The following is a 962-nucleotide window of genomic DNA, read 5'->3' as shown; positions in this document are numbered from 1 at the left end:
CTCATTGTTGCTATAGTAATTGATATTACCTTCAGCAGTAGATTGTCCATTAACTAGAAAGATCGCTCTCTCGTAATCTTTAGTAAGCAATTCAATAATATCTAGTCCAAAAATATCGGCAATCTGAGCTAATCTCTCTAAACTCATTTTACTTTCCCCACGCTCTAAGCGTGCATAACCATTTTTAGACATTTGCATTTTTTCTGCCATTTTTTCTTGCGACCAGTCATTAAGTTCGCGTAGATTTTTTATTTTTTCATTAGGTTTCATTGTGTTATCCATTTTTATGTGTGGAATAAAACAGTTTTTTGAGCAGTATAGCATCTTGTTAGTTGGTAGATAAATGCCTTCGGAATTTTTATTATTACTAAGCCAAAAATCTCAATCTTTTTATAAAATAAGGAGTTTTTATGTTGAGTAAAATAAGCAATTTATCTATTCTTGCAGAGGATGAGGTTAATCCAAAAAAGGTTATGGAGCTTTGTCAGCAAGCATTTATAGATGTCAAATTTACAAATGATGCTCTTCTAGTAATTGAAATTAATAAATTACATTGCATTTTAGAAGTGGATGAAAATAGGAAATTTATCAAGTTAGCCGCTCTATTTCAATTCAAAAATTCTGCTGGATTAGTAGCTAAGAATAAGTTGATAGAAACTATTAATTCAGACTATATATTAGTGCGTGCGCATATGTTAGACGATGATAATGATACACTGATAGTTGAATACTTTTTATTATATATAGTGCAATCATCTAAAACCCAACCCAATCCAAAGCAGATAAAAGAATAAAGTATCAATACAATCCATCCGCCATTCTTTGCTATTTGCTTAATCCAAGCCCACATCTTTTCAATAGGATTTAAGTCTGGACTATAAGGGGGTAACCAAACTATCTCATGCCCATGCTCTTCAATGATTGCTTGAATATCACAGCGTTTATGAAAAGCGGCATTGTCC

At 32.1% G+C, this 962-nt stretch carries 2 protein-coding genes; both read right to left on the bottom strand.

Annotated features, from left to right (window positions below; genetic code table 11):
* Nucleotides 1-270, bottom strand: a 270-nt coding sequence (locus A5N85_RS13420) for a helix-turn-helix domain-containing protein (protein WP_072577617.1), incomplete at its 3' end; no start/stop codon positions are given.
* Nucleotides 271-670: 400 nt separating this feature from the next.
* On the bottom strand, nt 671-962 hold a 292-nt coding region (locus A5N85_RS17950; RefSeq protein WP_211268235.1), incomplete at its 5' end, for a transposase.

Origin of the sequence: Suttonella ornithocola (genome assembly GCF_001889065.1) — a bacterium.
GTDB lineage: Bacteria > Pseudomonadota > Gammaproteobacteria > Cardiobacteriales > Cardiobacteriaceae > Suttonella_A > Suttonella_A ornithocola.
Note: the sequence above shows the minus strand (reverse complement) of the source record. Positions and strands in the feature narration are given on the sequence as shown.